This window comes from Siphonobacter sp. BAB-5385, from assembly GCF_002261125.1.
Lineage (GTDB): Bacteria > Bacteroidota > Bacteroidia > Cytophagales > Spirosomataceae > Siphonobacter.
Map to the genome: position 1 here is coordinate 1 of NZ_NMPS01000169.1, position 263 is coordinate 263.

Sequence of the window (263 nt, forward strand, 5' to 3'; positions counted from 1 at the left end):
GCACCGACTGCGACGGGTACGTTTGATGCGTCTTCGAGTAAGCTGAAAGTAAACTGGTCAATTGCCCGCACGGACGTGATCAGCTGGGATGTCTTCGTGAGTATTGGCGACTCATTGCATTACAACCTGGAGGCGGGAGGACTCGCCGCGGGTCTTCGCTCACAGGACATCCAGACCTACGGCGGGGATAAGTTTTACGTCAAAGTTCGGGGCCGACTGACTGAATCGGGAGCCTATACCCCCTTCTCGAAACAGATTGAAAT

At 54.4% G+C, this 263-nt stretch carries 1 protein-coding gene; it reads left to right on the plus strand.

Annotation, left to right across the window (positions count from 1 at the left end):
- On the plus strand, nt 1-263 hold a 263-nt coding region (locus BWI93_RS27865), incomplete at both ends, for a hypothetical protein (RefSeq protein ID WP_176454242.1).